This is a genomic window from Solimonas soli DSM 21787 (assembly GCF_000474945.1).
GTDB classification, from domain to species: Bacteria; Pseudomonadota; Gammaproteobacteria; order Nevskiales; family Nevskiaceae; genus Solimonas; species Solimonas soli.
This window is the reverse complement of record NZ_AXDW01000018.1, coordinates 76879-99749: the sequence shown is the minus strand read 5'-3', so window position 1 is coordinate 99749 and position 22871 is coordinate 76879. Positions and strand designations below refer to the sequence as shown.

Here is a 22871-nt window from a genome sequence, read left to right as displayed (position 1 = left end):
TGCGCTTCGCAAAGCCTGCGTTCCCTCACCCTGAGCGATTCCGAGCGGGTTTGCGCCTTCGGCGCCACCGTTGAAGGTGGTCTCTCGCGCGGTGCGCGCCTATCTTAATGGATCGCCTCGGCGGGCGGCAGGATTTTTCGCGAATCGTCGGTTCGCGTGCGGCCATCGTCAGGCACGGAACCGCCCCCAATACGGGTGGTCTCGCCTGCACAGGGGCTGCCGCATCATGCCGCCGGGCCGGCGCGCCGCCCTGTATGAACAGCGTCAACTTGGCGCGGTGATGCTTCGGCTATATTCGTCGGGGCCTGCCACATGAACCGGCTGGGGCGCCGGCAGCTGGCATTCGGGGGGAACATCAGGATGCAGATCGGGATACGCAGCACCGCGGCCGGACTCGCGTTGGCGCTGGCGGGCTATTGCACGGTTGCCGCCGCGCAGCTCACGCCGGGCCAGGTCGGCGACACCTTGAAGCGCCCGGAGCCGCTGCGTGCGCCGGCCGCGACGCCGCAACTGGAGACGCGAAAGCCGGCGCCGCCGGCGGTGGCGCCGGGCGGCAAGCAGGTCACGGTCAGCCGCTTCGATTTTGCCGGCAATACGCTGTTCAGCAACACGGAGCTGGCGGCTCTCATCAGCGAGTACACGCGGCGTCCCGTCACCTTGCTCGAGATCTATGAGGCCGCCGACAGGATCGCCGATTTCTACGTCGGACGCGGCTATACGCTGGCCTCGGTGACGATTCCGCCGCAGCGGCTCAGCGACGGTGCAGTGCTGCTGCAGATCAGCGAAGGCCGCATCGCCGACATCGGCTTGCAGAACAACGATCTTTACCGGGCCGAGCAGATTCGCCGCTATTTCCCGGACGTCACGCCGGGCAGCGTCTATCGCGGCGCGGCAGTCGAGGACGACCTGCGCACGCTGAACGGCCTGCCCGGCCTCAAGGCGCGCGCCGTGCTGCGGCCGGGCGAGCAGTACGGCACGACGGACATGATCGTGCGCGTCGAGGAGAAACCGCTCGAAGGCTGGATCGCCGCCGACAACTACGGACGCGACGACATCGGCCAGTTCCGCATTTCGGCGCTCGGCCAGTTCAACAATCCGCTGAAAGTCGAGGATCGCCTGACGCTGATGGCGATGCGCTCCCAGGACAGCCTGCTCACCTACGGTTACGTCGAATACAGCGTGCCGCTGAACTTCAGCGGCACGCGCCTGAAGGCTTCTTACGGCCAGGCCGACTTCGACGTGCCCGATTCGCTCATCGACGGCCGCAATCGCGCCGGCCGGCTGCTGATCGAGCAGCCGCTGCTGCGCAGGGGCGCGACGCAGCTGTCGCTCAGCGGCGGCGTGTCGCGCACGCTGGCCAATGCGGACTTCACCGGGCAGACCTTCAACGGCACCGGCATCACCCTGTTCGAACTCGGCGCCGTGCTGACGCACAGCTACGAGAGTCTCGCCGTCACGCAGTTCTCGACCCTGCTGCGGACCAACTTCGAAAGCCAGGATCGCGAAGACCTGAATCCGGCGTCCGGCGTCGTCAGCCACGGCCGCGAGCTGCTGCGCTGGGAGGTCGATGTGCAGCACCTGCAGCCGCTGTTCTGGCACACGCAGCTGCTCGCGCACCTCAACGGCGTCTATTCGCCCGATCCGCTGGTCGACACCGAGCAGTACTCGCTCGGCGGCCCGGACAGCATTCGCGGCTACCCCACTGGCGAGATTCGCGGCGACCGCGGCTATTTCGGCTCGCTGACCTGGAGCCGTCCGTTCGGCTGGGCCGGCCTGCTGTGGAGCCCGCGCGTGTTCGTCGAGGCCGGCAGCGCCTACCTCGTCGACGCGCCGACGGGTATCGATCGCAAGGCGTCGCTCACCTCGACCGGCGTCGGCCTCGATGTCGGCTGGGACCGCGTATCGGTCCGCGCCGACTGGGCCTTCCCGCTCGACAACCGCGTCGTCAGCGACGAGCGCGAACACAGCCGCGCGTTCGCGTCGATGAACGTTGCCTTCTGAGGATCACGCCATGACCGCACTACGCCAAACCCGCATCGCCGCCGCCGTGGCCAGCCTGCTGCCCTCGCTGGTGCTCGCCAATCCGGGCGGCGGCACGGTCGTCGCCGGCAACGTCAACATCGGCGGCCAGGGCAGCCAGATGGTGATCACGCAGACCTCGAACAGCGCGATCGTCAACTGGAACAGCTTCTCGGTCGGCGCCGACGAATCCGTGCAGTTCGTACAACCGAACGCGTCGTCGGCGATCCTCAACCGCGTGACCGGCGGCTCGCCCTCGAACATCCTCGGCAACATCGGCGCCAACGGCCGCGTGTTCCTCGTCAACTCGAACGGCATCGTCTTCGGCCAGGGCGCCACGGTGAACGTCGGCTCGCTGATCGCCACGACGCTCGACGTCGACAACGGCAAATTCATGAACGGCGAATACGCCTTCACGCGCGGCAGCGCGGCGCCGGCCGGCATCGTCAACAGCGGCAGCATCACCGCCGACGGCGGCAACGTCGCGCTGATCGCCGACCACGTCAGCAACGACGGCTATATCGGCGCGCGCTACGGGCGCATCGCCCTGCACGCCGGCTCTGCCTTCACGCTCAGTTTCGACGAGGACGGCCTGATCAATTACGAGATCGACGACATCGCCGCCGGCAGCGGCGGCGCCACGTCGGCGCAGGCGGGCGTCAGCAACAGCGGCACGCTCGAGGCCGCCGGCGGCATCATCTACATGACGGCGGCGACGGCACAGAACGTCGCCCGTGCGGTCGTCAACAACAGCGGTACCATCTCCGCCACCGGCATCTCCACCGACGGCGGACAGGTGGAACTGACCGCCACGACGACGACGACCGGCAACGGCCAGGGCGCGGTGCTGCTCGGCGCCGGCGGCGGCGATGTCGAGCTGAGCGGCAACATCTACGGCGACACGGTCTTCGTGGTCGCCAGCGGCGACATCGCCAAGGCCGCCGACGCCTACCTCTACGTCGACGCCGGCGGCCTCAGCGTGATCGCCGGCCGGGACATCCACCTGATGTCGGACGGCGGCGAAGGCTACAACTCGCAGATCAACGTGCACAGCGGCTACGCCATCGGCACCGACGTCGACATGTTCACGCAGCTGCAGCAGGACTACCCGACGCTGGCGCCGCACAGCGCCGCGCCGAACGCCGGCTTCCAGGCCGGCGGCGTGGTGGAACTCGGCTCGCTGTGGATCGACGGCGGCTATCTCTACGCGCGCGCGACGCAGGTCAGCGCGCAGGACATCGGCTCCGAGGGCAGCTTCTTCTACAACTATCGCCCGACCGCCGACAGCAGCAACATCAACGTCGACACCAGCCTCGCCCTGCCGATCAACGCCTCGTCGGTGACGCTCGCCTTCGGCGGCACCGACTACGACGGCGACATCAACGTCAGCGTGCCGGCCCTCGCCGCGAAACGCTTCAATCCGAACGCGGCGAACTACGTGTTCATGACCAACGGCAAGGTCAACGGCAGCGGCGACATCGGCACCAGCGGCATCGTCGCCGTCCTCAAGGGCGTCGACCTGACGCCGGGCGAACCGCCGCCGACGAGCGACGAAACCGACCTCGACGCCGTGGCGAATGTCATCAACCGCCTCAACGATTCGGTCGCGGTGCCGGGACTGGTGCTGGCCGGCGGCGACGAGCCGCAGCTGATCGAACAGGACTCGACGCCGTCCGAGCAGTGCCAATGAGCCCGATCACCGCCGCCATGCGTCACCTGCCCGCCCTGCTGTTCGCCGGCGCGCTGCTGCTCGCCCCCGCCTTCGCCGCCACGCCGCCGACGCCGGCCGCCGCGCCCGCCACGCCGGCCGGCGAAGTGATCCTGCTGACCGGCCGCGGCACCGCCATGAATCCGCAGACCGGCGCCGTGCGCCCGCTGGCCAAGGGCGACAAGGTCTACGCCGGCGACGTGCTCAACACGCAGGCCAACAGCTATCTCAACGTGCGCTTCAGCGACGGCGCCTTCATGCTGCTGCGCCCCAATACGCGCTTCGCGATCGAGGCCTACGCCTACGCCGAGCCGGCGGCCGCAACCGCCGCGCCGGCGCCGGTCGCGAAACCGGCGGCGCCGGCGCCCGCGGCGACGGTATCGACGCCGGCGGCTTCCGAAACGGGCGGCGTGCAGCGCGCCTTCCTGCGCCTGCTGAAAGGCGGCTTCCGCACCGTGTCGGGCCTGATCGGCAAGGCCAATCCCGAGGAGTACCGCGTAACCACGCCGGTGGCGACGATCGGCATCCGCGGCACCGACTACTACAGCTACATCTGCGATCTCGCCTGCGCCAGCGACGCAGTGGTCCTCGAGAGCCTCGACCTGCAGCACATCGACCACGGTCTCGCGCTCGGCGCCACGCTCAACGGCGTGATCAGCGGCCGCATCGCCGTCACCAACAACGCCGGCCACACCGAGCTGCTCGGAGCCGGCGAGTACCTGATCACCCTCAGCGACGGCCGGCAGATCCGCCTGCCGCGCGAACCGGGCTTCCTGCGCGTACAGCCCTTCCCGGATCCCCTGACGCTCTGCGCGTCCTGAGCGAAAGCGGCGGCGCCGCGCTCAGCGCGCGCCGATCGCCCGGCGCACGAGTTCGCGGCGCAGCGGCGGCGCGGCGTTGACCGCGGCAAAGCCCAGAGCGCGCAGGGACGCGAGACCCGGCAGCGGCGCGCGGAAGGCGCGATACAGGCCATCGGTCAGCGCCAGCATGTCGAGCACGTCGGCGCGGCGCGCGCGCTCGTAACGCTTCAGCACCCGCGGCGACGCCCAGTCGCGGCCGGCGTCGCGGGCGGCGACCAGCGTTTCGATCAGCGCCGCCGCATCCTGGAACCCGAGATTCACGCCCTGCCCCGCCAGCGGATGCACGACGTGCGCGGCGTCGCCGACCAGCACGGCGTGCGGCGCGACGTAGGCCTCGGCGTGCTGCAAGTGCAGACCGAAACGCGCGCGCCGGGTCGTCGCCGTGAAGGCGCCGAGCACGTGCTGGCTCGCTTCAAGGAGCGCGCGCAGGAAGTCCTCGTCATCGAGCGCCAGCAGGGCCTCGGCCTCGCGCGTCGACCAGACGATGGATTCGCGGCCGTCGGCGAGCGGCAGCAAGGCGAGCGGCCCGCTCGGCAGGAAGCGCTGCCAGGCCGTGCGCCGATGCGGGCGTTCGCTGACCACATGGCAGACCACCGCGGTCTGCTCGTACTGCGTGCCGAGCGCTTCGATGCCGAGCTGCGCGCGCAGCTTCGAGTCGCGGCCGTCGGCGACGACGAGCAGGCGCGTGCGCAGGCGGCTGCCGTCGTCGAGCTGCAGCGTGGCACCGTCGTCGTCGACCGACGCGGCAGACACCTGCAGCCCGCTGCGCGCCACGGCCGCCGGCAAGCGCCGCCACAGCAGCTCGGCCAGCAAACCGTTCTCGACGATATGGCCGAGCGTCGCGGCGCGCACGTCGGCGGCGTCGAAGCACAGGGCGCGCGCCGGATCGTCCTCCCAGACCTGCATGCGCTCGTAGGGCGAGCTGCGTGTCGCCAGCACTTCGCGCCACACGCCGAGCCGCTCGAGCAGCGCGATGCAGACCGGCGCCAGCGCATAGACGCGCAGATCGTAATCGTCGTTCACGTCGAGCACGCGCGGCGCGGCGCCGCCGCGTTCGATCAGCTGGACGCTGAAGCCCTGCTGCAGCAGGCCGAGCGCGACGGCGGCGCCGACGAGTCCGCCGCCGACGATCGCGACATCGCAGTCGGCGTCCATCACGGGCTCCGCGCCAGGCGCGGCGTCTCGGCGCCGCTACCCGCATAGCCGAGGTTCTGCCACATCACCGTCTGCTTCAGCGGCGGCGCGAGATCGAGCGCCAGCAGGCCGAGATGGCGCAGGCCGCGCAGGCCGGGCACGCGGTTCGAGAACAGACGCACGAGATGATCGGTGAAGCCGGCGACGCGCTCGCGGTCGCCGCGCCGGCGCGCGGCGTAGTCGTCGAGCAGCGCCGCCGCGCCGCAGTCGGCGCCGGCCTCCTGCAACACCTCGATAGCCGTCGCCACGTCGCGCAGGCCGAGATTGAAGCCCTGGGCGGCGACCGGGTGCAGGGTCTGCGCGGCATTGCCGATGAAGAGCACGCGCGGGGCCTGCAGCTGCTCGCTGAGCACGCGGCTCAGCGGATGCGCGACGCGGCGACCGAGCGTCGCGAAGCGCCCGAGGCGCTCGCCGAATGCCGCTTCGGCCTGCGCGATGAACTGCTCGTCGCTCCAGGCGAGGCGCGCCTCGACGGCCGGCGCCGGCGTGGTCCACACCAGCGAGCAGGTCGTCGGCTCCAGGCCATCGCCGCCATTCTTCGGCAGCAAGGCGATCGGTCCCTCCGGCGTGAAGCGTTCGTAGGCGCAGCCGCGATGCGGCTTGCCGGTGCGCACGGCGGTGACGATCGCCGACTGCTCGTAGTCGCGCCGCGTGCTGCCGATGCCGAGCAGCTCGCGCACGCGCGAACCGGCACCGTCGGCGGCGACCACCAGCCTCGCCTGCAGCACACGGCCGTCCGCCAGCGTCAGCGCGACGTCGTCGGCGCCGACGGCGAGACCCTGCAGCTGCGCCGGGCAATGCAGCGTGGTGCCGCCGAGGTCGAGCATGCGCTGCCACAGCGTCTGCCCGATCGCGCGCAGCGGCACGTTGTGACCCAGGGCATCGAGGCCCGCCTCCTGCGCGGAGAAGCGCGCGACACCGAAGCGGCCCTGCTCGGAGATGTGCGTGGACAGGATCGGCGCCGCGGCCGGCGCCAGCGCGTCCCAGACGCCGAGGCCGCCGAAGATCTGCCGGCTCGCGTGATTGATGGCGATGCAGCGCTCGTCCCAGCTCGGCGCCGTCGAAGGCGGCGCAGCGGCTTCGATCAGCGCGACGCGCCGGCCGGACGGCGCAAGCCCGACGGCGAGGCTGGCGCCGACGAGGCCGCCGCCGATGATGGCGACATCAAAAGATGGGTGCACGGCTCAATAGACCGGATATTCGCCGATTCCGGCGGTGCTGGTGATTCGCAAAGCGCGCATATTGGCGAAATCCAGCGCCATCAGCTCGAAATTGATCGATGAAATGTCGCCGTCGTCGAATCCTGCGAGCTCCGTCGATGCCCCGCTATCTTCGAAAAGGACGACGTCACGGTACGACACGGTGAAGGAAGATCCGTCGGCGCTGCGGAACGCAGCGAGCGGTCGATCCGGACGAGCGAAGTACAGCGACGCGTCTGCCCGGCGCCCGCTCCCTTTGTCCTCGCTTTGCGCCTGAACCAGCAGCGCGCCATCGACGGGGCGCCGCTGGTCCTGCGGAAACGCAGCTGCGCGCTGATGCCGCAAACCGAACCACTGGCCGTGCGGATACTTTGCCAGCGCCAGCCCGTTTTCGTCCGCTTCGATGGCGCCCCCCAGCGGATCTCCAGAGGCGTCATTCCCCACCGCTCCACCCATATACAGCCTCGAAGCGGTCGCGTACGCGACGAAGCCTTCGAACCGCTTGAGCGTGTCGCCCGGTGCGGGGGCCTTCGGATAGATGGCGTCGAAGCCGATGGCGTCGGGGCCGGAACCGGAGAGCACGACGTTGTGTTCGGTAACTCCGGTTACGGCCAAGCCATGGCCGATGAAAGTATGGATCGGCGACGCTTGCGTGTTTCCCGCAAGCGAGAGGCGTATCAGGTGCGTCACCGGCTGGGTCGCCGTACTAGGCAGGGTGACCTGGTATTGCTCGGCGACATAGAGATTCTGCGCGTCGGCGCGGCTGGCGAACGTCGAGTCGGCGCTGGCGGCCGCGTAGAGCGTCGACGAATACTGCCCGCCGGCTCTCACCGCATGGATGCCGGCCTGGCCGTCCGTGGTCCGCACCACAACGAAAGCCTGCCCGTCATTGTGGAATTCGTCGGCGCCGGACGACAGCACAACCGCCGAGCCAAGGCCCGTGGCCAGCACATGCCGGTCATCGAAGCTGGAGAGCTTGCTGATGTAGACGAGATCGGCGTCCTGCATGGCGAGCAGGCCGTCGAGATTGCCGTCCGCCCGGTAGATTGCGCCCAGCACCGCACGCACGCCGGCCAGGAAAACCGGCTGCGCCGCGCCGTCCGCCTGGTAATCGATGAGCTTGAATGCGTCGTCATCGGTAAAGCACCGGCCGTCGCTGCCGGCCAGTGCATAGAGCACGAAGAAGGTCCGCTCGTCCGTGAGTCGACGCTCCAGCAACACGGGCCGTCGATATGAATCCGCACAGGGCGCCGCGGTTTCCGAGGATACCGGCACACTCTGCGGCGCTGCATCGGCGAAGCTGATCCGCTGCCAGCGGCCCGCGCCCCGCGCGGCGGGCTGAAAATAGATCACGCCGGCCGTCGCGACCGCACCGTTCATGCTGCCGGCAGCGTCCGTCAGTGCACGATGGGCGATCAGCAGGTCATCGTAATTGTCGGTCAGCGTCACGCCCGCGGCGGAAGGATCAGCACGCGGCACCGCAACGATGCTGTTCGCCTGTCCGGCCGCGAAGTCGTAGCGATTGAACAGCAGGTAATCCGCCAAGGCCGGCAGGTCACTGCCGGCGCCGGGCCCCGGCGACGTGTCATCGCCACCACCACCGCCGCCACCGCAGCCGAGTACCGATGCGGCAAGACCGGCGGCGATCAGCCACCGGATCGATTGACCTGAATGAATGCCCTTCATGCGCGTCTCCCGCCAGCCCGGTAGCTCGTCACGCCATCAGCTTCTCGATCTCGCCGACATCCTTCGGCACGCCGCCCGTGAGCACTCGCGGACCGTCCTCGGTGACGACGACGTCGTCCTCGATGCGGATGCCGATGCCCCAGTACTTCTCGTCGACGCCCTTCGTGCCCGGCGCGATGTAGAGACCGGGCTCGACCGTCATCACCATGCCCGGCTCGAAGCGGCGGTACTTGCCGTCGAGGCGGTAGCGGCCGACGTCGTGCACGTCCATGCCGAGCCAGTGGCCGGTGCCGTGCATGTAGAACTGGCGCTGCTTGCCGGCCTTGATCAATTCCTTGACGCTGCCCTTCAGCAGGCCGAGATCGACGAGACCCTCGGTGAGGATGCGCGTCGCCACCTCGTGCGGCCTGCCGACCGACTCGCCGACCTTCAGCGTCCTGATCGCCTGCTTGTTGGCTTCGAGCACGATCTCGTAGACGGCGCGCTGCGCCTTCGAGAACTTGCCGTTGACCGGGAACGTGCGCGTGATGTCGGCGGTGTAGCCGTGCAGCTCGCCGCCGGCGTCGATCAGCAGGAGATCGCCATCGCGCAGCAGCGCGCCGTTGTCGACGTAGTGCAGGATGCAGGCGTTCTCGCCGCCGCCGACGATGGACCCGTAGCCCGGCTCCATGCCGTTGCGCAGGAAGTGCGCCTCGATCTCGGCGCCGACCTGCCATTCGCGCAGGCCGGGCCGGGCCGTGCGCATGGCGAGCACGTGCGCCTCGGCGCTGACCGCGCAGGCCTTCGCCAGCAGCTTGAGTTCGGCCGGCGATTTCTTCAGGCGCATCTCGTGCAGGCTGGTTTCGAGCGCGACGAAATCGGTCGGCGCCGCCGCGCCGCGGCGCGAGACTTCGCGAATCTCGCGCACCGCGGCGGCGATCTTGGCGTCCCAGGCGCTGTGCTCGCCCATCGTGTAGTGCACGCGAGCGCGGCCTGCGAGCAGCGGCTGCAGCTGCTCCTCGAAGGCGTCGACCGTGAACGCCTCGTCGGCGCCGTAGTCACGCACCGCGCCCTCGGTGCCGGCGCGGCGGCCATCCCAGATTTCGCGCGCCGGATCGCGGTCGCGCACGAACAGCACGAACTCGCTCTTGTGCCCGCCGGTCCTGCGGCCCGGCGCCAGCACGGCGACGGCGTCCGGCTCCGGGAAGCCGCTCAGGTAGGCGAAGTCGCTGTCCTGGCGGAACTTGTAGTGCGTGTCGCGGGCGCGCACCGCTTCGTGCGCCGCCGGCACGATGGCGACGCCGTCGGCACCGATGCGCTTCATCAGCTCGGCGCGGCGGCGCGCGTATTCCTTTCTGTCGAAAGCCATGTCGTCTTCAATACGTTCAGTGCAGATGCTGCGATTCCGCCGGATCGAGCGTCGGCCGCGGATGCAGTTCCATGTACAGCAGCTGGGCGCCGACGCGCACGTACTCGACCAGTTCCGCGAAGGCGCCTTCCTCGATGTCCGGGTCGTCGTCGCCGACCGCCGCCTGCGTGAATTCGGTGAGATCGCGGACGATCTCGCGCGCGTCCCCGGAGAGCTTGTCGAGCTTCACGCCCGGGCGGCTGGCGAGGCCGTAGAGGAAGCCCTCGCACCAGGCGACCAGCGCGCGCACGCGCGGCACCAGCGCGACCTCGTCGTCCGGCAGCAGCAGGTCGAAGCGCATCTCGCTGTCCTGCAGCGCCTCGACGGTCTCGTCGCGCAGCGCCGCCAGCGTGCGCCGCGCCTCGGCGTCGTTCGGCACCGCCTCGCCATGTTCGATGAGGCGCAGCAGATCGATGTCGTTCGGCTTGGCGACGCTCAGCGCGCCGCACAGCGCGCCGTGATATTCGGCGGCATCGTCGCCGCGGCCCAGGCGCGCGAGCGCCTCGGAAAGTTGTTCGTAAGCGATCGAAGATGGCATTCGCGCATTATAGGCGCCGCGACCCGCGACGGCCGCTGCGGAGAACGCTCAGGCCGGGTCCGCCGCCTCGTCCTCGACCGCGACCTGCCGCAGGGTCTCGGCGAAGTGCCGGACCAGCGGGCTGCCGGCGCCGCGCCGCGACAGGACGCCGAGTTCGATCTGCGCCGGCCGCCCGCGCAGCGCGCGGTACTGCACGCCGCTGCGCTTGAGGTTCTGCACCGACGCGGGCACCAGCGCGATGCCCATGCCGCTCGACACCAGGCCGATCACCGTCTGCATCTGCCGCGCGCGCTGCGTGATGCGCGGCGCGAAGCCGGCCGCCTGGCAGCGGCTGATGATGAGATCGTAGAGACCGGGGCCGATGTCGCGCGGCGGCACGATGAAGCTGGCCCTGGCGAGCGTGCGCAGATCGACCGCCTGTTCGCCGGCCAGCGCGGGATGGCCGTTCGGCGCCGCCAGCACCAGGGCCTCGCGCCGCAGCCGGCTGAACGCCAGGTCCGGCTCGTCAACCGGCGCGAGGCCGATCGCCAGATCGAGACGGCCGGCGCGCAGCTCGCGAATCTGCGCGTCGGTCGTCAGCTCCTGCAGTTGCACCTCGACCTGCGGATAGCGGGCGCGGAACGTCTTCAGCGCCGGCGGCAGGAGGCTGTAGTCGGCGATCGACACGAAGCCGATCGCGAGCATGCCGACCTCGCCGCTGTGCACCTGCCGGGCGCGCGCCTTGGCCTGATCGAGGCGCGCCAGCACGCCGCACACTTCCGCGTAGAAACCCGCGCCGGCCGCCGTCGGCGTGACGCCGCGGTTGCCGCGTTCGAGCAGCGTGGCGCCGATCTCGGCTTCCAGGGCCTTGAGCTGGGTCGACAGCGGCGGCTGCGACACGTGCAGGCGCGCCGCCGCGCGCGACAGGCTGCCCTCCTCGACGATCGCCACGAAATAGCGCAGCTGGCGCAGGTCCACTATTCGCAAGTCCTATATCAAGCGTGTGGATATTGTATTGGCCCCTATGGCCGGCGCGCAGCACAATGGCGCCCTTCCAAGCCCGCTTCGCCAGGAATCGCGTCATGCCGATCTACCGCTCCCGCACCAGCACCGCCGGCCGCAACATGGCCGGTGCCCGCGCCCTGTGGCGCGCCACCGGCATGAAGGACGGCGACTTCGAAAAGCCGATCATCGCCGTCGCCAACTCGTTCACGCAGTTCGTGCCCGGCCACGTGCACCTCAAGGATCTCGGCCAGCTGGTGATCGAGGAGATCGAGAAGGCCGGCGGCGTCGGCAAGGAGTTCAACACCATCGCCGTCGACGACGGCATCGCCATGGGCCACGACGGCATGCTGTACTCGCTGCCCTCGCGCGACATCATCGCCGACAGCGTCGAGTACATGGTCAACGCGCACACCGCCGACGCGCTGGTCTGCATCTCCAACTGCGACAAGATCACGCCCGGCATGCTGATGGCGGCGATGCGCCTCAACATCCCGGTCGTGTTCGTCTCCGGCGGGCCGATGGAGGCCGGCAAGACCAAGCTCGCGCACTCCGACAAGGTGATCCCGCTCGATCTGGTCGATGCGATGGTCGCCGCCGCCGACGACAAGGTCTCCGACGCCGACGTCAACCAGATCGAGCGTTCGGCCTGTCCGACCTGCGGGTCGTGCTCGGGCATGTTCACCGCCAACTCGATGAACTGCCTCACCGAGGCGCTGGGCCTCGCGCTGCCCGGCAACGGCTCGCTGGTTGCTACGCACCGCGATCGCGAGGCGCTGTTCCGCCGCGCCGGCGCGCTCGCCGTCCAGCTCGCCAGGCGCTGGTACGTCGAGGACGACGCCTCGGTGCTGCCGCGCAACATCGCCACCAAGGCGGCCTTCAACAACGCGATGACGCTCGACATCGCCATGGGCGGCTCGACCAATACCGTGCTGCATCTGCTCGCCGCCGCGCAGGAAGGCGAAGTCGATTTCACGATGGCCGATATCGACCGGCTGTCACGCAAAGTGCCGAACCTGTGCAAGGTCGCGCCAAGCAGTCATCACCATCTCGAGGACGTGCATCGCGCCGGCGGCGTGATGGCCATCCTCGGCGAGCTCGATCGCGCCGGCCTGCTCGACAGCGCGGTGCACACCGTGCACAGCGGCACGATGGCGCAGGCCCTGCAGCAGTGGGACATCGCCGTGAGCCGCGACGAGAAAGTTCGCGAATTCTTCCGCGCCGGCCCGGCCGGCATCCGCACCACGCAGGCGTTCTCGCAGGAAACGCGCTACGACACGCTCGACGACGACCGCAGCAAGGGCTGCATCCGCGACAAGGCGCACGCCTACAGCCAGGACGGCGGTCTTGCCGTGCTGTTCGGCAACCTCGCCGAGCGCGGCTGCATCGTCAAGACCGCCGGCGTCGACGCCAGCATCCTCAAGTTCAGCGGCCCGGCCGTCGTGCTCGAAAGCCAGGACGACGCCGTGCAGGCGATCCTCGGCGGCAAGGTGAAGGAAGGCGACGTCGTGGTGATCCGCTACGAAGGCCCGCGCGGCGGCCCCGGCATGCAGGAGATGCTCTACCCGACCAGCTATCTGAAGTCGAAGGGTCTCGGCAAAGCCTGCGCGCTGGTCACCGACGGCCGCTTCTCCGGCGGCACCTCGGGCCTGTCGATCGGCCACGTCTCGCCGGAAGCCGCCGAAGGCGGCAACATCGGCCTCGTGCAGGACGGCGACCGCATCGAGATCGACATTCCGAACCGCACGATCCACATCGCCGTCAGCGACGAGGAGCTCGCCAGGCGCCGCGCCGCACAATCGGCAAAGGGCTGGAAGCCGGCGGCGCCGCGCCCGCGCAAGGTCAGCACGGCGCTGAAGGCCTACGCCAAGCTGACGACCAGTGCCGACCGCGGCGCGGTGCGCGATCTCGGCCTGCTCGACTGAGGCTCGCGTTGCGCGCGGCAACGGAAAGGCGCGTCGATCGCGCCTTTCTTCGTTGCGCCCGCCGGCGAGGCGGATCTCGTTTGCACTGCGCGACCGCGCGCGGCACGATCGCGGCCTGACCTTCCCGCCGCGGCCCTTGTCGCCGCGCCCGCATCCGAGGAATTTCCATGGACGTCCGCGCCGCCGTCGCCTTCGAAGCCGGCCAGCCCCTCGTCATCGAAACCGTGCAGCTCGACGGCCCGAAGGCCGGCGAGGTGCTCGTCGAACTCAAGGCTACCGGCATCTGTCACACCGACAAGTACACGCTGTCGGGCGCCGACCCCGAAGGCCTGTTCCCGAGCATCCTCGGTCATGAGGGCGCGGGCGTGGTCGTCGACGTCGGCCCCGGCGTGAAGACGCTGAAGAAAGGCGATCACGTCATCCCGCTGTACACGCCGGAATGCCGCGAGTGCAAGAGCTGCACCTCGCGCAAGACCAACCTCTGCACGGCGATCCGCGCCACGCAGGGCAAGGGCCTGATGCCGGACGGCAGCTCGCGTTTCAGCTTTCAGGGCAAGCCGATCCATCACTACATGGGCTGCAGCACGTTCGCCAACTACACGGTGATGCCGGAGATCGCGCTGGCGAAGATCCGCGACGACGCGCCGTTCGACAAGGTCTGCTACATCGGCTGCGGCGTTACGACCGGCATCGGCGCGGTGCTGTTCACCGCCAAGGTCGAGGCCGGCGCCAACGTCGTCGTCTTCGGCCTCGGCGGCATCGGCCTCAACGTCATCCAGGGCGCCAGGATGGTCGGCGCCGACAAGATCATCGGCGTCGACGTCAACCCGGCGCGCGAGACCATGGCGCGCGCCTTCGGCATGACGCACTTCGTCAATCCGAAAGAGATCGAAGGCGATCTGGTCGCGCACCTCGTCGAGCTGACCGGCGGCGGCGCCGACTACAGCTTCGAGTGCGTCGGCAACACGACCCTCATGCGCCAGGCGCTGGAATGCTGCCATCGCGGCTGGGGCGTCAGCACGATCATTGGTGTCGCAGCAGCAGGCCAGGAAATCAGCACGCGGCCGTTCCAGCTCGTCACCGGCCGCCGCTGGCAGGGCTCGGCCTTCGGCGGCGCGCGCGGCCGCACCGACGTGCCGAAGATCGTCGACTGGTACATGGACGGCAGGATCGCGATCGACCCGATGATCACGCACGTGCTGCCGCTCGAACGGATCAACGAAGGCTTCGATCTCATGACACGCGGCGAATCGATCCGCAGCGTGGTGGTCTATTGATGACGCCGACCATCGCCACGCGCAGCGCGCACGCCTGCTGCGGCGGCGTGCAGGGTTTCTACTCGCACGCCTCGGCACAGACCGGCACGACGATGAACTTCGCGGTCTTCCAGCCGCCGCAGGCGAAAAGCGGCGCGGTACCGGCGCTGTATTTCCTCGCCGGCCTGAGCTGCACGGACGAGACCTTCATGATCAAAGCCGGCGCGCAGCGTTACGCTGCCGAGTTGGGCCTGATGCTGGTCGCCTGCGACACCAGCCCGCGCGGCGTCGAGCTGCCGGGCGATCGCGAGCACTGGGACTTCGGCGTCGGCGCCGGCTTCTACCTCGACGCGAGCGCCTCGCCCTGGGCCGCGCATTACCGCATGGGCTCGTACATCGACAGCGAACTGCCGGAGATCATCGAGGCGCACTTCCCGGCGCGCCGCGACGTGCGCGGCATCTTCGGTCATTCGATGGGCGGCCACGGCGCGCTGGTCACCGCGCTGCGCCATCCGCAACGCTGGCACTCGGTGTCGGCGTTCGCGCCGATCAGCAACCCCATCGCCGTGCCCTGGGGCCAGAAAGCGTTCACGCGCTATCTCGGCGACGACCGCAGCCGCTGGAACGCATGGGACGCCAGCGTGCTGATGCGCGAGCGCCCGTATCCGCGCGAAATCCTCGTCGACCAGGGCGAGGCCGATGCCTTTCTCGAGCGCGAATTGCGTCCGCAGACACTGGAAGCGGCGGCCGCGGCATCGGGCCAGGCGCTGCGCCTGCGCCGCCACGCCGGCTACGACCACAGCTACTGGTTCATCCAGAGCTTCGTCGCCGACCATCTGCTTCATCACGCCGCCACGCTGGCACGCTGAGGCAGCGCGACCATCGCCATCACCCGCGCGCGGGATGAGCCTCGAGGGCGCTCCCGCTACGCTGCGGCACGTCGATCGCGACATTGATCTCCGGAGGGAACGTCGCCGCTCGATGACAGCGCCGCCGGTTCCAATCCCTGAAGCGCCGAGGGCGCTGTCGGAAAGGGGGTGCAGGATGCACCCCCTTTCTCTTCGTCGGTGGGGCCTCGCAATGGTGCCGGCAGCGTGTACTCGAATTCGCAGAAATGCTGGCCGCCCGGCTCGATGACGATGCGCATCGTGCCGCGCAGCCCGTCAGTTGTTCGGTGCCGGTGTCCGGCACGACGCTGATCATCAGCGACGGCTGCGCGCCGAGCTTGACCTCGAAAGGACCAGGGATGCAGTGGGTCGGGGCTTGCGTCATCGGCATCTCCATCGAGCGGTCGGGTGCTGCGGCATGGCGAAAACCCTGGCGATCCGGGGAAGCGCTCTTGGCAAAGTGCGGTCCGCGCCTCGGCGCGACGTGCGGCCCTTATAATTCGCGCATGAACCCGTCCGACTTCGTCTCCGTGCTGCGCGGTTGCGCGCCGTATGTGCATGCGCACAACGGCCGCGTGTTCGTCATCGCCTTCGGCGGCGAGGCGGCCGAGCGCGCGGATTTCGATTCGCTGATCTACGACATCGCCCTGCTGCACAGCCTCGGCGTCAAGCTGATCCTCGTGCACGGCATCCGCCCGCAGATCGACGCCATGCTCAAGGCACGCGGCCTGACGCCGCAGTTCGTCGACAACGTGCGCGTCACCGACCGCGCCGCGCTGGACTGCGCCAAGGCCGCGGCCGGCACCGTGCGCATGGACATCGAGGCGCGGCTGTCGACCTCGCTGGCCTCGACGCCGATGGGCGGCGCGCGCCTGCGCGTGTCCGGCGGCAACTGGATCACCGCGCGGCCGGTCGGCGTGCGCGGCGGCGTCGACCACCAGTTCACCGGCGAAGTGCGCCGCGTCGACACCGAGACGATCCATCACGTCCTGGCGCAGGACCGCATCGCCCTGCTGTCGCCGATCGGCTACTCGCCGACCGGCGAGACCTTCAACCTGCGCGCCGAGGACCTCGCGACCGCGGTCGCCGTGGCGATGGGCGCCGACAAGCTGGTGTTCGTCACGCCGACCGATCCGGACCAGTGGAAGCTCGCCGACGGCACCGGCGACGTCGGCCAGCTGTCATGGGCCGAGGGCGAGAAGCTGCTCGAAAGCGAAACGCTGACGCCGGTCGACCGCAGCTACCTGCAGGCCGCGCTCGCCGCGACCAAGGGCGGCGTCAAGCGCATCCACCTCGTCGGCCACGACGACGGCGCCCTGCTGCGCGAGCTGTACACGCGCGACGGTGTCGGCCTGATGCTGTACTCGGACGCCGACTACGAAGCGACGCGCGACGCGACGATCGAGGACGTCGGCGGCGTGCTGGCGCTGATCCAGCCGCTCGAACAGCAGGGCGTGCTGGTGCCGCGCTCGCGCGAGCAGCTCGAACTCGACATCCAGCACTTCAACGTCATCGTCCGCGACGGCCTGGTCATCGCCTGCTGCGCGCTGTTCCCGTTCCCGCAGAACGGCATGGGCGAGCTCGCCTGCGTCGCCGTGCATCCCGAGTATCGCCGTGCCGGCCGTGCCGCCGCGCTGCTCAAGCGCGTCGAGAGCGAAGCGCGCGCGCTGGGCCTGAAGAAACTGTTCAGCCTGACCACGCACACGCCGCACTGGTTCATCGAGCACGGCTTCAACAAGGCCTCGCCCGACGAACTGCCGACGCAGAAGCAGCGCCTCTACAACTACCAGCGCAACTCGCTGGTGCTGGTCAAAGACCTCGCCTAGGACTTCGTCGCCGAGTAGGCCAGCGTCGCCGTCGCCGTGTAACCCTCGCTGACGCTGCCCGAGAAGCTCGGCGTTTCCAGGGTGATCTGCGCGTCGGTGTTGTCGCCGAACACGTTGTCGGAAGCGAGCGAAACCTGCGACAGGTTCGAGCTGCTGCCGCTGTACAGGCTGGAGCCGCTGTATACCGTCTTGCAGATGTCCTCCGGCATGCACAGCTGCGTGGTGCGCAGCAGGTTCTTGTTCCGGGTCGTCGGATGCGTGCTGGTGGCGTCGTAGATCTCGACGTGGATGTGCGGCCAGCGGCCGCTGTAGCAGGCGGGGAAGTAGGTGATGAACTTCACCTGCCCGTTGGCGTCCGTCTGCTGCACGCCGCGCAGATAGTTCTCGCCGGTCACGCCGCTCGAGTAGAGCGAATAGTCGCCGGCATGGTCGCAGTGCCAGATGTAGATCCAGTAGTCGGCCATCGGCGTGCAGTCGTTGTCATAATCGGCGAGCGTCAGCGTGAGTTCCAGCAGCACGCCGGTCGCATCGGTGCCGGTGGCGCCGGAAGCCGAGACGCTGGTGCGAATGTCGCTGCGCACGATCTCGTCGCCGTATGCGGTGAGCGCGTTGGCCGATGTCGAGCCGTCGGCCGGATACGGACCCTGCGTCTCCTCGGGATCGTAGCTGCTGCAGCTGGCGGCGGCGTCGCCGTCCGAACCCGATCCGGAAGCGGAACCGGCGTCCGATGAAGTGCCGTCGTCGCCGCCCGAGCCGCCGCAGGCGACCAGCACGAGCGCACCGAGTGCGCCGCCGATCGTGGCCAGCGCGGCACGACGATGCAGAGGCTTTTCAGCGAAGGGAATCCTGACCATCTGGCGCACCTCGGCGAGTGATGATGCGCACAGCGTAGGTGCAAAAACCGGCCAAACCGCATCGCCGTTACAATCGCAAACCACATTCCACAAGCCGCAACAAAGCTGGCGCCGCCGTCAGCCCCGGGCATGAACAACCAAGACTGGAAACAACGCTCCCTCGCCCACGTCTGGCACCCCTGCACGCAGATGCGCGACCACGCGGGCAGCGCGCCGGAAATGCCCTTGATCCCGGTCGCCCGCGCCGAGGGTGCCTGGCTCGAGGACTTCGAAGGCAAGCGCTATCTCGATGCGGTCAGTTCCTGGTGGACCAACATCTTCGGGCATCGCCATCCGGCGATCGTCGCGGCGCTCAAGGACCAGCTCGACACCCTCGACCACGTCATCTTCGCCGGCTTCACGCACGCGCCCGCCGTCGAGCTCGCGGAGCGTCTGCTGCGGCTGGCGCCGCCGGGCCTGAACCGCTGCTTCTTCGCCGACAACGGCTCGGCGGCGGTCGAGGTCGCGCTGAAGATGAGCTTCCACTACTGGCGCAATGTCGGCAAGACGAAGAAGACGCGCTTCATCGCGCTCGACAACGGCTACCACGGCGAGACGCTCGGCGCGCTCGCGGTCGGCGGGCCGAGCATGTATCGCGACACCTATGCGCCGCTGCTGCTGCAGCCGATCCACGTACCCTCGCCGGACTGCTATCCGCGCGGCGCGGGAGAGAGCTGGGAGGACTACACGCGCCGCCAGTTCTGGCACATGGAACAGGCGCTCGGGAAACACGCCGACGAAGTCTGCGCGGTGATCATCGAGCCGCTGATCCAGTGCGCCGGCGGCATGCGCATGTATCACCCGCTGTATCTCACGCTGCTGCGCGAGGCCTGCGACCGCCACGGCGTGCACCTGATCGCCGACGAGATCGCCGTCGGCTTCGGCCGCACCGGCCGCATGTGGGCCTGCGACTGGGCACCGCCGCCGCGTCACGACGAGGACGCGCAGCCGGGCATCACGCCGGACTTCATGTGCCTGTCGAAGGGCCTCACCGGCGGCACGCTGCCGCTGGCGGTGACGCTGACCCGCGAGAGCATCTACGAGGCATTCTGGGCCGAGTACCGCGAGGGCAAGGCCTTCCTGCACTCGCACTCGTACACCGGCAATCCGCTGGCCTGCCGGGCGGCGCTGGCGACGCTCGATCTGTTCGAGGAGAGCAAGGCACTGGCGACCAACCGCCTGCTCTCGCAGCTGATCTGGGCGCGCACCGACGAGCTGCGCCAGCTGCCGCACGTCGCCGAGGTGCGCCAGCAGGGCATGGTGCTGGCGATCGAGATGGCGAAGAACATTCGCACCAAGGAAGCGTTCCCGGCCGCCGAACGCCGCGGCCTGCGCGTCTACAACTACGCGCTCGAACAGGGCGTGCTGCTGCGCCCGCTCGGCAACGTCGTCTATTTCATGCCGCCCTACGTGATCACGCCGCAGGAAGTCGAGAAGATGTGCCAGGTGGCGACCGAAGGCATCCGCCGCGCCGTGCGCGACTGAATGCGGGCGCCCGCGCCGTGCCGCTCAGTGCACGGTGACGACGATCGGCGCGCCGCGCGTGACGATCAGCGTGTGCTCGTACTGCGCCGACAGGTTGCCGGGCGCGGCGAGCAGCGTCCAGCCGTCGCCGGCCTCGCGCACCTGACGGCTGCGCGTCGACAGGAAGGGCTCGATGGTGATGACCATGCCCGCCTTCAGCACGCGGCGGTCGCGCCGGTCATGAAAGCCGAGGATCTCGGTCGGCTCCTCGTGCAGGGCGCGGCCGACGCCATGGCTGCAGAGATTCTCGATGATGCGCAAGCCGTACTGGCCGGCGACCCGCTCGATCGCGGCACCGATCGCATTGAGCGGCTGCCCGTCGCGCGCCACGCGCAACGCCGACGACAGCGCCGTGCGCGTGGCATGGCACAGCCGTGTCTTGAGCGGCGAAGCCGGCGGCACGATCACGGTGCCGCCGGTGTCGGCGAAATAGCCGTCGAGTTCGGCGGAGACATCGACGTTGACGAGGTCGCCGGCGCGGATCACGCGCGGCCCCGGCACGCCATGCGCCGCCTCCTCGTTGATGCTGATGCAGGTGTCGCCGGGAAATCCGTAGCTGAGCCGCGGCGCCGAACGCGCGCCGCTGGCGGCGAGCAGGCGCCCGCCGAGCGCATCCAGTTCGCGCGTGCTCATGCCCGGCTCGACGGCGGCCAGCATGGCGCCGAGCACGGACGACACGATGCCGCCGATCCGCCGCAGCGCGACGATGTCGGATTCGTTCTCGATGGTCATCAGGCAGAGCTCGCGCAAGCCGGCGATGGCCGGCGCATGCGGCGATCATCAGCGTTCGCGCGCGCCGCGCACCGCTCAGCCATTGACGCCGCTCATCATCGCCTGCGGATAGCGCGCGCCGGCGGCGGCGCCGGCCGGGAACACGGCATCGAGGGCCGCGAGGTCCTCGGCGTCCAGCGTCACCGACAAGGCGCCGATGTTCTCGTCGAGATACCGGCGACGCTTGGTTCCCGGGATCGGCAGGATGTCATCGCCCTGCGCGAGCACCCAGGCCAGCGCCAGCTGCGCCGGCGTGCAGCCACGCGCGGCGGCGAGCGCCTCGACCTGCGCGACCAGTTCGAGATTGCGCGTGAAGTTCTCGCCCTGGAAGCGCGGACTGTGGCGGCGATAGTCGTCGGCATCGAAATCGGCCGGCGACCTGATCGCGCCGGTCAGGAAGCCGCGCCCGAGCGGGCTGTACGGCACCAGCGCCACGCCCAGCCTGCGGCACATCGCCAGTGCGCCGGACGCTTCGATGTCGCGTGTCCACAGCGAGTATTCGCTCTGCAGCGCGGCGATCGGATGCACCTTGCACGCACGTTCGAGCGTGGCCGCCGAGGCTTCCGACAGGCCGAGCCAGCGCACCTTGCCGGCGCGCACGAGATCGGCCATGGCGCCGACGGTGTCCTCGATCGGCACGCTCCGGTCGACGCGATGCTGGTAGTACAGATCGATGTGCTCGACGCCGAGTCGCCTCAGGCTGCCCTCGACGGACGTGCGCACATACTCCGGCCGGCCGTTGAAGCCGCGCGCCGCCGGATCGTGCGGATCGCGCACGATGCCGAACTTGGTGGCGATGAAGACCTCGTGCCGGCGCCCCTTGATCGCGCGGCCGACCAGTTGCTCGTTGAGGTACGGCCCGTACATGTCGGCGGTGTCGAGAAAGTTCAGGCCGCGGTCCAGGGCGTGCGCGATCGTCGCCAGCGACTCTTCTTCGTCGCGCTTGCCGTAGAAATCGGACATGCCCATGCAGCCGAGGCCGATCGCCGACAGCAGCGGACCGTTGCGGCCGAGGCGGCGTTGCGGCAGGGTCGTCGTCATGAAAGCTCCTGTGTGGGGAAAACGCGGCGCTGCCGCGTGACCGGGCCAGCTTAGGCCCGGGCGCCGAACCGGCATTAGCGGATTGCTGTCCGATGCTTGCCCGATTCTCCAGACGCCCCCTGCCGCGCGCGCACGCGCGCGTATAGTGATCCTGAACTTTTCGTCCCCCGGAAAACCATGATGACCAGGGTCTTTGCCGCCGCCGACGAAGCCGATCCGCTCGCCGCCCCGCGCACCGAACTCGCCGACCGGATTGCCCGATTGACGCCGTCGGACGGCATGCACGACACGGCGATCGCACCGCTGCAGCTGTTGCGCGCCAGTTCGACGACGCAGTGCACGCCGTCGATCTACGACCCGGCGATCTGCGTCGTCGCCCAGGGCCGCAAGCACGCCCTGCTCGACGGCGAGCGCTTCGTCTACGACCCGCTGAACTACCTCGTCGTCTCGGTGACGCTGCCGGTGGTCGGGCAGATCATCGAGGCCTCGCCCGACAAGCCCTATCTCTGCCTGCGCCTGTCGGTCGATCCGCGCGACATCGGCGCGCTGATGCTGGAAACGGATGCGCGCGCCGCGGCCGGCGCCGGCATCGACCGCGGCCTGTACTCGGCGCGCACCACGGCGCCGCTGCTCGACACCGTGCTGCGCCTGATGCGCCTGCTCGACACGCCGCAGGACGCCCCGGTGCTCGCGCCGCTGGCGATCCGCGAGATCTACTACCGCGTGCTGGTCGGCGAACTCGGCCACCGCCTGCGCGAACTGGCGACGGCGGACAGCCGCGCCGAGCGTATCCATCGCGCGATCCGCGTGCTGCGCACGCGCTTCCAGGAGACGCTGCGCGTCGATGAACTCGCCGACGCCGCCTGCATGAGCGCCTCGGCGCTGCATCATCATTTCAAGGCGGTGACGGCGATGTCGCCCCTGCAGTACCAGAAACAGCTGCGCCTGCACGAGGCACGCCGCCTGATGCTGTCGCTGGGCCTGGAGGCCAACGCCGCCGCGCACCGCGTCGGCTACGAAAGCGCCTCGCAGTTCAGCCGCGAGTACAAGCGCCTGTTCGGCGCGCCGCCGAAGCAGGAGATCGAACGCCTGCGCGGCAACGCGCTGGCGGCCTGAGCAAGCGCCCGCCCCAATGACGTCGGCCCGCTGACGCGGGCCGACGTGTTCCTCGCATGG

Annotated in this window: 18 protein-coding genes and 1 riboswitch; of the genes, 9 read left to right on the top strand and 9 right to left on the bottom strand. The window is 69.3% G+C overall.

Annotated features, from left to right (window positions below; translation table 11 throughout):
* Positions 1 to 8 precede the first annotated feature (8 nt).
* Positions 9 to 99: riboswitch (glycine riboswitch) on the bottom strand.
* A 261-nt stretch (positions 100 to 360) separates the two neighbouring features.
* The 3 genes from K344_RS0110255 to K344_RS0110245 are packed head-to-tail and all read left to right on the top strand — an operon-like array spanning position 361 to position 4548.
* Entirely contained in the window at positions 361 to 2001 is a 1641-nt protein-coding gene (locus K344_RS0110255) for a ShlB/FhaC/HecB family hemolysin secretion/activation protein (protein ID WP_028080597.1), read from the top strand.
* A gap of 10 nt (positions 2002 to 2011) precedes the next feature.
* Positions 2012 to 3709, top strand: coding sequence for a two-partner secretion domain-containing protein (locus K344_RS0110250; protein ID WP_028080596.1), 1698 nt, complete (start codon positions 2012 to 2014; stop codon positions 3707 to 3709).
* Positions 3706 to 4548, top strand: coding sequence for a FecR family protein (locus tag K344_RS0110245; protein ID WP_028080595.1), 843 nt, complete (start codon positions 3706 to 3708; stop codon positions 4546 to 4548). Before K344_RS0110250 ends, K344_RS0110245 begins: the two co-directional genes overlap by 4 nt.
* Positions 4549 to 4569: 21 nt before the next feature.
* On the opposite strand, the gene K344_RS0110240 is transcribed toward K344_RS0110245, so the two are convergent.
* Genes K344_RS0110240 through K344_RS0110215 form a run of 6 tightly spaced genes read right to left on the bottom strand, consistent with a single transcriptional unit; the run spans position 4570 to position 11548 of the window.
* Entirely contained in the window at positions 4570 to 5742 is a 1173-nt protein-coding gene (locus tag K344_RS0110240; RefSeq protein ID WP_051362105.1) for a UbiH/UbiF/VisC/COQ6 family ubiquinone biosynthesis hydroxylase, read from the bottom strand.
* Positions 5742 to 6962, bottom strand: a complete 1221-nt coding sequence (gene ubiH / locus K344_RS0110235; RefSeq protein ID WP_028080593.1) for a 2-octaprenyl-6-methoxyphenyl hydroxylase — start codon at positions 6960 to 6962, stop codon at positions 5742 to 5744. The genes K344_RS0110240 and ubiH overlap by 1 nt, the downstream gene beginning before the upstream one ends.
* A 3-nt stretch (positions 6963 to 6965) precedes the next feature.
* Positions 6966 to 8666, bottom strand: coding sequence for a hypothetical protein (locus K344_RS0110230; protein ID WP_157622864.1), 1701 nt, complete (start codon positions 8664 to 8666; stop codon positions 6966 to 6968).
* A gap of 28 nt (positions 8667 to 8694) precedes the next feature.
* A complete protein-coding gene (gene pepP / locus K344_RS0110225) occupies positions 8695 to 10014 on the bottom strand; it encodes a Xaa-Pro aminopeptidase (RefSeq protein ID WP_028080591.1) in 1320 nt (439 codons plus the stop codon).
* A gap of 16 nt (positions 10015 to 10030) precedes the next feature.
* Entirely contained in the window at positions 10031 to 10591 is a 561-nt protein-coding gene (locus K344_RS0110220) for a UPF0149 family protein (protein WP_028080590.1), read from the bottom strand.
* Positions 10592 to 10639: 48 nt separating this feature from the next.
* Complete coding sequence (locus K344_RS0110215) at positions 10640 to 11548, bottom strand: LysR family transcriptional regulator (RefSeq protein WP_028080589.1); 909 nt, start codon at positions 11546 to 11548, stop codon at positions 10640 to 10642.
* Between the two features lie 104 nt (positions 11549 to 11652).
* Here K344_RS0110215 and ilvD point away from each other — a divergent pair, with 104 nt between their 5' ends.
* The 4 genes from ilvD to argA all read left to right on the top strand — a co-directional run bounded on the left by ilvD (position 11653) and on the right by argA (position 17466).
* Entirely contained in the window at positions 11653 to 13497 is a 1845-nt protein-coding gene (gene ilvD, locus K344_RS0110210; RefSeq protein WP_028080588.1) for a dihydroxy-acid dehydratase, read from the top strand.
* Positions 13498 to 13664: 167 nt separating this feature from the next.
* Positions 13665 to 14774 carry an S-(hydroxymethyl)glutathione dehydrogenase/class III alcohol dehydrogenase gene (locus K344_RS0110205; protein ID WP_028080587.1) on the top strand — a complete coding sequence of 370 codons (1110 nt, stop codon included), beginning with the start codon at positions 13665 to 13667 and terminating at the stop codon, positions 14772 to 14774.
* Positions 14774 to 15622, top strand: a complete 849-nt coding sequence (gene fghA / locus K344_RS0110200) for an S-formylglutathione hydrolase (RefSeq protein ID WP_028080586.1) — start codon at positions 14774 to 14776, stop codon at positions 15620 to 15622. Before K344_RS0110205 ends, fghA begins: the two co-directional genes overlap by 1 nt.
* A gap of 524 nt (positions 15623 to 16146) precedes the next feature.
* A complete protein-coding gene (argA, locus tag K344_RS0110195; RefSeq protein ID WP_028080585.1) occupies positions 16147 to 17466 on the top strand; it encodes an amino-acid N-acetyltransferase in 1320 nt (439 codons plus the stop codon).
* On the opposite strand, the gene K344_RS21145 is transcribed toward argA, so the two are convergent.
* Positions 17463 to 18320, bottom strand: a complete 858-nt coding sequence (locus K344_RS21145; RefSeq protein ID WP_211234516.1) for a dioxygenase family protein — start codon at positions 18318 to 18320, stop codon at positions 17463 to 17465. The genes argA and K344_RS21145 overlap by 4 nt on opposite strands.
* Positions 18321 to 18449: 129 nt before the next feature.
* Here K344_RS21145 and K344_RS0110185 point away from each other — a divergent pair, with 129 nt between their 5' ends.
* Complete coding sequence (locus K344_RS0110185) at positions 18450 to 19844, top strand: adenosylmethionine--8-amino-7-oxononanoate transaminase (RefSeq protein ID WP_028080584.1); 1395 nt, start codon at positions 18450 to 18452, stop codon at positions 19842 to 19844.
* 24 nt (positions 19845 to 19868) lie between these two features.
* Here the strand turns inward: K344_RS0110185 and map are convergent, their stop codons facing one another.
* Positions 19869 to 20615 (bottom strand): type I methionyl aminopeptidase, encoded by a 747-nt coding sequence (gene map, locus K344_RS0110180; protein ID WP_028080583.1) that lies wholly within the window; start codon positions 20613 to 20615, stop codon positions 19869 to 19871.
* 75 nt (positions 20616 to 20690) lie between these two features.
* Positions 20691 to 21695, bottom strand: coding sequence for an aldo/keto reductase (locus K344_RS0110175; RefSeq protein ID WP_028080582.1), 1005 nt, complete (start codon positions 21693 to 21695; stop codon positions 20691 to 20693).
* 177 nt (positions 21696 to 21872) lie between these two features.
* Here K344_RS0110175 and K344_RS0110170 point away from each other — a divergent pair, with 177 nt between their 5' ends.
* The gene (locus K344_RS0110170; RefSeq protein ID WP_028080581.1) at positions 21873 to 22811 is read left to right on the top strand and encodes an AraC family transcriptional regulator; all 939 of its coding nucleotides are present in this window, start codon (positions 21873 to 21875) and stop codon (positions 22809 to 22811) included.
* Positions 22812 to 22871: the final 60 nt, after the last annotated feature.

What these genes read in the sequence shown, in the direction of transcription:
- K344_RS0110255 (WP_028080597.1), top strand. Translation starts at nt 361, where the DNA reads ATGCAGATCGGGATACGCAGCACCGCGGCCGGACTCGCGTTGGCGCTG.
- K344_RS0110250 (WP_028080596.1), top strand. Translation starts at nt 2,012, where the DNA reads ATGACCGCACTACGCCAAACCCGCATCGCCGCCGCCGTGGCCAGCCTG.
- K344_RS0110245 (WP_028080595.1), top strand. Translation starts at nt 3,706, where the DNA reads ATGAGCCCGATCACCGCCGCCATGCGTCACCTGCCCGCCCTGCTGTTC.
- K344_RS0110240 (WP_051362105.1), bottom strand. Translation starts at nt 5,742, where the DNA reads ATGGACGCCGACTGCGATGTCGCGATCGTCGGCGGCGGACTCGTCGGC.
- K344_RS0110230 (WP_157622864.1), bottom strand. Translation starts at nt 8,666, where the DNA reads ATGAAGGGCATTCATTCAGGTCAATCGATCCGGTGGCTGATCGCCGCC.
- pepP (WP_028080591.1), bottom strand. Translation starts at nt 10,014, where the DNA reads ATGGCTTTCGACAGAAAGGAATACGCGCGCCGCCGCGCCGAGCTGATG.
- K344_RS0110220 (WP_028080590.1), bottom strand. Translation starts at nt 10,591, where the DNA reads ATGCCATCTTCGATCGCTTACGAACAACTTTCCGAGGCGCTCGCGCGC.
- ilvD (WP_028080588.1), top strand. Translation starts at nt 11,653, where the DNA reads ATGCCGATCTACCGCTCCCGCACCAGCACCGCCGGCCGCAACATGGCC.
- K344_RS0110205 (WP_028080587.1), top strand. Translation starts at nt 13,665, where the DNA reads ATGGACGTCCGCGCCGCCGTCGCCTTCGAAGCCGGCCAGCCCCTCGTC.
- fghA (WP_028080586.1), top strand. Translation starts at nt 14,774, where the DNA reads ATGACGCCGACCATCGCCACGCGCAGCGCGCACGCCTGCTGCGGCGGC.
- argA (WP_028080585.1), top strand. Translation starts at nt 16,147, where the DNA reads ATGAACCCGTCCGACTTCGTCTCCGTGCTGCGCGGTTGCGCGCCGTAT.
- K344_RS21145 (WP_211234516.1), bottom strand. Translation starts at nt 18,320, where the DNA reads ATGGTCAGGATTCCCTTCGCTGAAAAGCCTCTGCATCGTCGTGCCGCG.
- K344_RS0110185 (WP_028080584.1), top strand. Translation starts at nt 18,450, where the DNA reads ATGAACAACCAAGACTGGAAACAACGCTCCCTCGCCCACGTCTGGCAC.
- map (WP_028080583.1), bottom strand. Translation starts at nt 20,615, where the DNA reads ATGACCATCGAGAACGAATCCGACATCGTCGCGCTGCGGCGGATCGGC.
- K344_RS0110175 (WP_028080582.1), bottom strand. Translation starts at nt 21,695, where the DNA reads ATGACGACGACCCTGCCGCAACGCCGCCTCGGCCGCAACGGTCCGCTG.
- K344_RS0110170 (WP_028080581.1), top strand. Translation starts at nt 21,873, where the DNA reads ATGATGACCAGGGTCTTTGCCGCCGCCGACGAAGCCGATCCGCTCGCC.